This window comes from Streptomyces mutomycini, assembly GCF_001700505.1.
GTDB classification, from domain to species: domain Bacteria; phylum Actinomycetota; class Actinomycetes; order Streptomycetales; family Streptomycetaceae; genus Streptomyces; species Streptomyces mutomycini.
In genome coordinates, this window is record NZ_MAPV01000084.1 from 1 (window position 1) to 9,762 (window position 9,762).

The following is a 9,762-nucleotide window of genomic DNA, read 5'->3' on the forward strand; positions in this document are numbered from 1 at the left end:
TCAACCGGCAGCGCCACTGGCTGGACGCCCCCGCCGCCACCGGTGAGGAGCGCACCTCCGAGCTCGACCAGGCCTTCTGGTCCGCGGTGGAGGGCGAGGACACCGAGGTCCTGGCCCGCACCCTGGGTGTCGACGAGGAGGAGCGGCAAGCGTCGCTGCGGGAGATCCTGCCGGTCCTCGCCGACTGGCGCCGCAGGTCCAAGGAGCGTACAGACCTCGGCGAGCTCTGCTACGAGGTGAACTGGCGACCCCTCGCCGAACCGGCCGCACAGCCGACTGGCACCTGGCTGAAGATCACCGCGGGTGGCACGGCGGCCGCCGAGTGCGTCGCGACGCTGGAGCGGCAGGGCCTCGATGTCGTGACCGTGGACGTCTCCGCCGACCTCGAGGGCGCCACGGACCCCGACGCCCTCGCCGAGCGGCTCCGTGCCGTGGTGGCGGACACGCCCGTGCGCGGAGTGCTGTCCCTCCTCGCGCTGGCGGAGGGCCAGGGCGACGCCTGGCCACTGACCGCCACCCACGCGCTGGTGCGCGCCCTGGGCGAGGCGGACGTGCCGGCACCCCTGTGGTGCGTCACCCAGGGCGCCGTCGCCGTCGCGGCTGAGGAGACCAGGCCGGGCCAGGCGCAGGTCTGGGGCCTCGGCCGCGTGGCCGCACTCGAGCACCCGGAGCGCTGGGGCGGTCTCATCGACCTGCCCGAGGAGTTCGGGGCGCGCGACACCGCACGCCTCGGCGCCGTCCTGGCCGGGACCACCGGCGAGGACCAGGTGGCGCTGCGCGTCGGCGGACTCCTCGCCCGGCGGCTGCGGCGCGCGCCCCTCGCGGTCACGGCGGACGGCGTGGGCTGGACCCCGCGCGGCACGGCCCTCGTCACCGGCGGCACCGGCGCACTGGGCGCCCACGTGGCCCGCTGGCTGGCGCGCTCGGGCGTGGAGCACCTGGTGCTGACCAGCCGCAGGGGCCGCCAGGCTCCCGGGGCCGCAGCCCTGGAAGCCGAACTGGCCGCTCTGGGAGCCAGGGTGACCATCGCCGCGTGCGACGTCGCCGACCAGGGCGCGCTGGACGCGCTGCTCGGCGAGCTCGACGCCGACGGTGTTCGCGTCACATCGGTGCTGCACACCGCTGGCGTCGCCCAGACCAGCCGCATCGACGAGACGCAGGCGCACGACGTGACCGCCATCAGCGCGGGCAAGGCCGACGGCGCACGCCACCTCGACGAGGCCTTCGCCGACACCGAGCTGGACGCGTTCGTGCTGTTCTCCTCCACGGCCGGCATCTGGGGCGGTGCGGGACAGGGCGCCTACGGAGCCGCCAACGCCTACCTCGACGCGCTCGCCGAACGGCGCAGGGCGCGCGGCGCCGTCGCCACTTCGGTGGCGTGGGGGCCGTGGAGCGAGGGTGGCATGGCGGCCCGGGACGACGCCGAGGCTCACCTGCGCCGACGCGGAGTGCGGGCGCTCGCACCGGCCACTGCGCTGAGCCTGCTCCGGCATGCGATCGACCAGCGGGTGACCTGCCTGACGGTGGCCGACGTCGAGTGGGAGACGTTCGCCCTGTCGTACACCTCGACGCGGCCCAGCAACCTGCTGTCCGACATTCCCGAGGCCCTGCGGGCGCAGGCACCGGCCGAGCCTGCCGGGGACGGAGCCGAGGAACTCGTCCGACGTCTTTCCGGACTCTCCGGCGCCGACCGGCAGCAGGCGCTGACCGAGCTGGTCCGCACACATGCGGCAGTCGTGCTCGGACACACGGGGATCGCGGCGATCGAGGCGGACAAGCCGTTCCGCGACGTGGGTTTCGACTCGCTCGCGGCGGTCCAGTTCCGCAACCGGCTGACCGAGGCCACCGGGCTCGCCGTCTCGGCCACCTCGGTCTTCGACTACCCCACCCCGGCCGAGCTCGCGGAGCACCTGCGCTCCGAACTGGGCCAGGGCGAACCGTCGGAGAAGTCCGTGCTCGCCGAGATCGACCGTCTCGAGGGAAGTCTTGCCGCGGTCGCGGCCCAGGCCACCCCCTCGCCGGACGTTCTGGCCAGGCTGACGGCCCTGGCGGAGCGCTGGTCCTCGGACGCGCCCCGCGAGGCGGCTGCCGAACACCTGCGGTCCGCGTCGCGCGACGAGGTCTTCGACTTCATCGAGAACGAGCTCGGCCTGTGAGACACAGCAGTCCGGGAGGCACGAACGGGCCGGCGCACGACGGCAGGCCCCTGAGCACGAACGAGCCGGCGCACCCCGGCGGAACCGCGCGCACACGTGGCGAGCGGCAAGGCGTAAGGCGGCACGACACACGAATGGGATCCACCATGGATGAGGACAAGACTCTCGACTACCTCAAGCGGGTCACCGCCGACCTGCACAAGGTCCGCGGCCGACTGCGCGAGGTCGAGGACGCAGAGCGGGAGCCCATCGCCATCGTGGGGATGGGCTGCCGGTTTCCCGGCAGCGTCGGCTCCCCCGAGGAGCTGTGGAAGCTGGTGGTCCAAGGGGCCGATGGCGTCAGCGAGTTCCCCACGGACCGTGGCTGGGACCTTGCCGCACTCTTCGGGAGCGGTCCCGGTCAGGAGGCACGATCGGCCACCCGCGCCGCCGCGTTCCTGCACGACGCCCCCGAATTCGACGCGGACTTCTTCGGGATCTCGCCGCGCGAGGCCCTTGCCATGGATCCGCAGCAGCGCCTCCTCCTGGAGACTTCCTGGGAGGCCATCGAGCGGGCCGGGCTCGACTCCAGGGCGCTGCGCGGCAGCAGGACCGGAGTGTTCGTCGGTACCAACGGCCAGGACTACGCCACCTTGATGCTTGGCAACGACCAGTCCGAGCTGGCTGGTTTCATGGGCATCGGCAACGCCGCGAGCGTCGCCTCCGGCCGCATCGCCTATACCTTCGGCTTCGAGGGCCCGGCGCTCACCGTCGACACGGCCTGCTCGTCCTCCCTGGTCGCGCTGCACCTGGCCGCGCACGCGCTGCGCAAGGGCGAGTGCACGATGGCCCTCGCGGGGGGCGTGACGATCATGTCGACGCCCAGCATGTTCACCGAGTTCACCAAGCAGCAGGGCCTCGCCTCCGACGGCCGCGTCAAGGCGTTCGCGGCGGCGGCCGACGGCACCGCCTGGGGCGAGGGCGTCGGCGTGTTGCTCGTCGAGCGGCTCTCGGACGCGCGTCGCAACGGCCACCGCGTCCTCGCCGTCATCAAGGGTTCGGCCGTCAACCAGGACGGCGCGTCGAACGGCCTGACCGCGCCCAACGGCCCCTCCCAGCAGCGGGTCATCCGCTCGGCGCTCGACAACGCGGGGCTCGTCGCGTCCGACGTGGACGTGGTGGAGGCGCATGGCACGGGTACGTCCCTGGGCGACCCGATCGAGGCCCAGGCACTGCTTGCCACGTACGGCCAGGACCGCCCCGAAGGCCGTCCTCTGCTGCTCGGCTCGGTGAAGTCCAACATCGGCCACACGGCGGCCGCCGCAGGCGTGGCCGGCGTCATCAAGACCGTGCTCGCCCTCCAGCACGGCATCGTGCCGCCCACCCTCAACGTGGACGAGCCCACCCCGCACGTCGACTGGAAAACGGGCGACGTCCGCCTCGTCACTGAGGCCACCGACTGGCCGAGCACCGGGCGGCCCCGCCGCGCGGGCATCTCCGCTTTCGGGGTGAGCGGCACCAACGCCCACGTGATCCTGGAGCAGTTCGAGGACGTCGTCACCGAAGCCGACTCCGCCGGAACACCCTCCGAGACCCCCGCACCGCTTGCCGCGGACGGCGCCACCGTGCCGTGGGTCATCTCGGGCCACACCCCCGATGCGCTGCGCGAACAGGCCGCCCGGCTGCGCGAGGCCGCGGCCGGCACCGCCGCGGACATCGTCGGCACCGGCCGCGCGCTCGCCCTGCACCGCACCGCGCTGCGGCACCGTGCCGTCATTCTGTCGGGGGACCGGGACGGGCTGCTCTCCGGGCTCGGTGCCGTCGCCGGGCAGGAGACCTCCGCGCACGTCAGGACGGGCGAGGCCGCCTCGTCCGACGCGAAGGTGGTCTTCGTCTTCCCCGGCCAGGGTTCCCAGTGGGCGGGCATGGCCATCGATCTCATGGCCGCGTCCCGGGTGTTCGCCGAGGCCATGCGCGAGTGCGCCGACGCGCTGGCTCCGTACCTCGACTGGGACCCGGTCGAACTGCTGCGAAGCGGCGAGAAGATGGAGCGTGACGACGTCGTCCAGCCCGTGCTGTGGTCCGTCATGGTCTCCCTCGCGCGGCTGTGGCGCTCCCTGGGCGTCGTGCCCGCCGCTGTCGTCGGCCACTCGCAGGGCGAGATCGCCGCCGCCTGCGCGGCCGGTGCGCTGTCGCCGGCGGACGGCGCCCGCCTCGTGGCCCTGCGCAGCCGGGTGTTCAACGAGCATCTGTCGGGCAAGGGCGCCATGTACTCGCTCTCCGCGACACCCGAGCAGGCCGCCGCGCTCATCGGGAACCGGGCCGGAGTGTGGATCGCCTCGTCCAACGGCCCCGAGTCCACCGTCGTGGCCGGCGACCTCGATACGCTCGCCGAGGTGAACGCCGAGGCTGAGGCAGCCGGGCTGCGGCCGCGGAAGGTCGGCATCGAGTACGCGTCCCACACCCCGCACACCGAGCGGGTGCGCGAGCAGCTGCTCGACCTTGCCGCGCCGGTCGCCCCGCGCGCCGGGGACATACCGATGTACTCGACCGTGACGGCCGCGCCCGTGCCAGGCGAGACGCTCGACGCCGAGTACTGGTACCGCAACCTGCGCGAGCCCGTCCGCTTCCACGAGACCATCCAGCTGCTCCTGGACGAGGGCAACACCGCCTTTGTCGAGGTCAGCCCGCACCCGGTGCTGATGACCGCGGTCCAGGACACGGTCGCGAACCAGCCTGCAGGCGCCCGCTCCGCCACCGTCACCGGCACCCTGCGCAGGAACGACGGCGGCACCCGCAGGCTCCTGACCTCCCTGGCTCAGCTGTGGACCGGCGGTGTCCACGTCGACTGGGACGCGGTGTACGCCCCCGGCGCCACCAATGCCGTAGAACTGCCCACCTATGCCTTCCAGCGCCGCCGCTACTGGCTCTCCGCGGGTTCCGGCGGCGCCGCCGGTGTCTCCGGCGCCGGGCTCTCCCACGTGGGACACCCGCTGCTGTCCGCGGGCGTCGAGGCCGCCGACGGCGACCGCTATGTACTCACCGGCAGGATCTCCACCCACACCCACCCCTGGCTCGCCGACCACCAGGTACTCGGCCGAGTCCTCGTGCCCGGTACCGCTCTGGTCGAACTCGCACTGCGAGCGGGCGAGTACGCGGGCTGTGACCGGATCGCCGAACTCGTCCTGGAAAGTCCGCTCGCCCTGGCCGCCGAAGGAACTGGCGTCGATGTCCAGGTCACGGTCGGCGAGGCCGACCAGACCGGTGCCCGCCAGGTGCGGATCTTCTCCCGCGCCGCCGGTGCTGCCGACGGTGGCGCGCAGGAGTGGACGGGCCACGCCAGTGGCACCCTGACCGCAGAGCCCGCCGACGCGCCGCCTGTGGCCGAGCAGTCCGCCTGGCCGCCGGTCGACGCGACGCCGGTGCCCGTCGAGGGCCTGTACGAACGGCTGACCGAGTGGGGCTACGCCTACGGTCCCGTCTTCCAGGGGCTGCGCGCCCTGTGGCGGCGCGGCGACGAATTGTTCGCCGAGGTCGCCCTGGACGGACGGGGCGGCGCGGACGCAGCCGGCTTCGGCGTGCACCCGGCGCTGGTCGACGCGGCCCTGCACACCCAGATCGCCACCGCCCTCGACCAGGAGAGCGGCGTCGAACCGAGGCTGCCGTTCTCCTTCGGTGGGGTACGCCTGCACGCCACCGGAGCCACCGCGGCCCGCGTCCGGCTCACCCCGAACGGTTCCAGCTCCCTGTCCCTGACGATGACCGACTCCGCGGGTCTGCCCGTGCTCACCGTCGACGAGTTCACCTCGCGGCCGGTGGCCGCCGCCGACATCCGCGAACGGCCGTGCGTGGACGGCCTGTTCCGCCTCGACTGGGTCACGCTGCCCGAGGCCCCCGAACAGTCCGGGCAGAGCCCGGCCGTGCTCGGGGGCGCGGGGGACCTCGCCGGAAGCGCCGAGGGAGCTGTCCGCTTCGCCGACCTGGCCGCGCTCCAGGAGGCCGTACGCACCGGCGACGAACTGCCCGGCGTGGTGCTTTTGCCAGTGCCCGCAGGAGGCGACGACACCGTGGCCGCCACCCGCGAGGTGACCGGCGCCGTCCTCGACGCGCTGCAGGCGTGGCTCGCCGCCGAGGAGACCGGGACCGCCACCCTCGCGGTCGTCACCCGTGGCGGCGCCGCGGCCCTGCCCGGCGACAGTACCGACCCGGTGCACTCCGCGGTCCGCGGCCTGGTGCGCTCGGCCTGCTCAGAGAACCCCGGCAGGATCGTCCAGATCGATCTGGACAGCGACGCCCGCTCGGCCGCCGCCCTGCCCGCCGCCGTGGCGGCGGGGGAGACGGAGAGCGTGGTGCGCGCCGGCGCCCCGCTGGCGCCCCGGCTTGTCCGTGTGGTCCCCGCCGACACCCTGGCCCCGCCCGCCGACGGCGCCTGGAGCCTCGACGTGGACGGTAGCGGCACCCTCGAAGGGCTCCGGCTCGTGTCGTGCCCGCAGGCCGAGGTGCCACTGGCCGACGGCCAGGTGCGCGTCGAGGTCCGGGCGACCGGCGTGAACTTCCGCGACGTCCTGCTCGCCCTCGGCGTGGTCGACGTCGCCAAGTCCTTCACCGACACGGCCTTCGGCTCCGAGGGCGCGGGCTTCGTCACCGAGGTCGGCCCCGGCGTCACCGGCGTTCGTGTCGGCGACCGAGTGATGGGTCTGCTGTCCGGTTCCTACGCGGGGCCGCTGGCCGTCACCGACGCCCGTACCATCGCGCCGATCCCCACCGGCTGGTCCTTCGCCCAGGCTGCCGCCGTGCCCACCGTGTTCCTCACCGCCTACTACGCGCTGCAGGACCTCGCCCGCGTCGAGGAGGGCGAGTCGCTGCTCGTCCACGCCGCGGCCGGCGGCGTCGGCATGGCAGCCGTGCAGCTCGCACGCCACTGGGGCATCGAGGTGTACGCCACCGCCAGCGAGCCCAAGTGGCCGACCGTGCGCGCCTCCGGCATACCCGCCGAACGCCTCGCTTCCTCGCGCACCCTGGACTTCGCCGAGACCTTCCGCGCCGCCAGCGGTGGCCGGGGCGTCGACGTCGTCCTCAACTGTCTGGCAAGGGAGTTCACCGACGCCTCGCTCGACCTCCTGGTCCCCGAGGGGCGGTTCATCGAAATGGGCAAGACCGACATCCGTGAACCGGAGGCCGTCAACACCTCCTGGCCCGGCACGTTCTACCGCTCCTTCGACCTCGGTGAGGCAGGCGCCGGGCGCATCGGCGAGATGCTCACCCACCTCGCTCAGCTCTTCGAGGAAGGGGTGCTGTCCCCGCTGCCGGTGACCACCTGGGACGTCCGCCGGGCGCCCGAGGCCTTCCGCTACCTCAGCCAGGCCAAGCACGTCGGCAAGGTCGCCCTCACCATTCCCACGGCGACCCTGGACGGCACCGTCCTGGTCACCGGCGGCACCGGCTCCATCGGCGCCTCCGTGGCCCGGCACCTGGCCGAACGGTACGGCGTCACGGACCTTGTGCTCACCAGCCGCCGCGGCCCCGAGGCGCCCGGCGCCGCAGAACTCGTCGCGGAGCTCGCCGAACTCGGCGCCACCGCTCACGTCGTGGCGTGCGACGCCGCCGAACGCGACGACCTCGCTGCCCTGTTCGACGGCATCGAGGACCTGCGGGGCGTGGTGCACGCCGCGGGCGTCATCGACGACGGAGTGATCACGGCACTGAATCCCGAGCGGCTCGATACGGTGCTGCGCCCCAAGGCCGAGGCCGCCTGGCACCTGCACGAGCTGACTCGCGGCAAGGACCTCGCCCTCTTCGCGCTGTTCTCCTCCGCCTCCGGAGTGTTCGGCGCGCCCGGCCAGGCCAACTACGCCGCCGCCAACGCCTTCCTGGATGGCCTCGCGCACCACCGCCGCCGCCTCGGACTGCCCGCACAGTCCCTGTCCTGGGGGCTGTGGGCGCAGGCCAGCGGGATCACCGGCGAGCTCGACCAGGCCGACCTCGACCGGATGGCACGTACCGGTGTACGTGCCCTGTCCACGGCCGACGGTCTCGCTCTCTTCGACGCCGCCACCGGCGACAACCACACCCACACCGTCCCCGTGCAGCTGGACCCCTCCAGGTTCACCGGCGACGTCGCACCCCTGCTGCGCGGCCTGGTCAAGGCTCCCGCCAAGCGGACGGCGTCCACCTCCGCCGCGGACACCGGGACCGGCGGGGGGCTCGCCGAACGCCTGGCGCGGCTGTCCCCGAAGGAGTGCGAGGAGCTACTGACCGAGGAGGTGCGCCGGCAGGCCTCGGTGGTCCTCGGCCATGACGACACCGAGACCGTGGGCGCTGAGCGGCCGTTCAAGAACCTCGGCTTCGACTCGCTCACCACCGTCGAGCTGCGTAACCGGCTCAACGCCGCCACCGGTCTGCGGCTCTCGGTCACCCTGCTGTTCGACCACCCCACGCCCGCGGCCGTCGCAGCCCACCTCAAGCAGCAACTGCTCCCGGAGATCGACCCGGCCGCGCTCGCCGCGAGCCGGCTCTCCGCCCTGGAGGCGCTGCTCGACGAGGTCACCGAGGACGACCCGAGGCGCGCGAACCTCACCGTGCGGCTGCGGGCGGTGCTCGCGAAGTGGACCAGGAGCGAGGCCGGCGACGACCCGGTCAGCCTGACCGACGTGACCGACGCGGAACTGTTCGAGCTCATGGACAACAGGCCATGGTCCAGCTGACCGACAGGCGGGTCACCCCGCCCGCCATGTGAATCCACCTGTTGACCGCATTCGCTGGACCGGAAGAGGACTGGATGTCGAACGAGCAGAAGCTCCGCGAGTACCTGAAGCAGGCGGTTGCCGACGCCCGCGACTCCTACGCACGGCTGCGCGCCGTCGAGGAGGCCGCCCGTGAGCCGCTCGCCGTCATCGGCATGAGCTGCCGGTTCCCCGGTGGGGTGCAGACCCCCGAGGACCTGTGGGAGCTGGTCGCCGAAGGGCGCGTGGGCATCGCGGACTTCCCCGCGGACCGCGGGTGGGACCTGGGGGCCCTCTACGACCCGGAGGGGCTGCGCCCGCGCAGCTCCTACATCCGCAAGGGTGGATTCATCGACGGCGCCGCGGACTTCGACGCCGAGTTCTTCGAGATATCCCCGCGCGAGGCCCTCGCCATGGACCCGCAGCAGCGGGTGCTCATGGAGGCGTCCTGGGAGGCGTTCGAGCGGGCCGGGATCGACCCGGGCACGCTGCGCGGCGAGAGCGCGGGTGTCTTCGTCGGCGGCGTCCTGTCCGGCTACGGCTCGAACGTGGGCACCACGCAGGACAGTGAGGGCTACCTGCTGACCGGCAACGCCTCCAGCATCTTCTCCGGCCGCCTCTCCTACACGTACGGGTTCGAGGGGCCGGCCGTCACCGTCGACACCGCCTGTTCGTCCTCGCTGACCGCGCTGCATCTCGCGGCGCAGTCGCTGCGCAGCAAGGAGAGCTCGCTGGCGGTGGTGGGCGGTGTGATGGTGATGTCGACGCCGGCCGCCTTCACCGAGTTCAGCAAGCAGCGCGGGCTTTCCCAGGACGGCCTCGTCAAGGCGTTCGCGGCCGCGGCCGACGGCACAGCCTGGGGTGAGGGCGTCGGCGTGTTGCTCGTCGAGCGGCTTTCGGACGCG

3 protein-coding genes are annotated in these 9,762 nt (G+C 73.1%); all 3 read left to right on the top strand.

Features of this window, described 5'->3' with window-relative positions:
* On the top strand, positions 1-2,156 hold a 2,156-nt coding region (locus BFF76_RS13465; protein WP_141695596.1), incomplete at its 5' end, for an SDR family NAD(P)-dependent oxidoreductase.
* A 146-nt stretch (positions 2,157-2,302) separates the two neighbouring features.
* Positions 2,303-8,839, top strand: a complete 6,537-nt coding sequence (locus BFF76_RS32680) for a type I polyketide synthase (RefSeq protein WP_065848279.1) — start codon at positions 2,303-2,305, stop codon at positions 8,837-8,839.
* A 74-nt stretch (positions 8,840-8,913) separates the two neighbouring features.
* The coding region (locus BFF76_RS13475) for a beta-ketoacyl synthase N-terminal-like domain-containing protein (protein ID WP_208604845.1) at positions 8,914-9,762 on the top strand (849 nt) is incomplete at its 3' end.

Excerpts from the sequence above, each read along its gene's own strand:
- BFF76_RS32680 (WP_065848279.1), top strand. The coding sequence starts at position 2,303 with ATGGATGAGGACAAGACTCTCGACTACCTCAAGCGGGTCACCGCCGAC.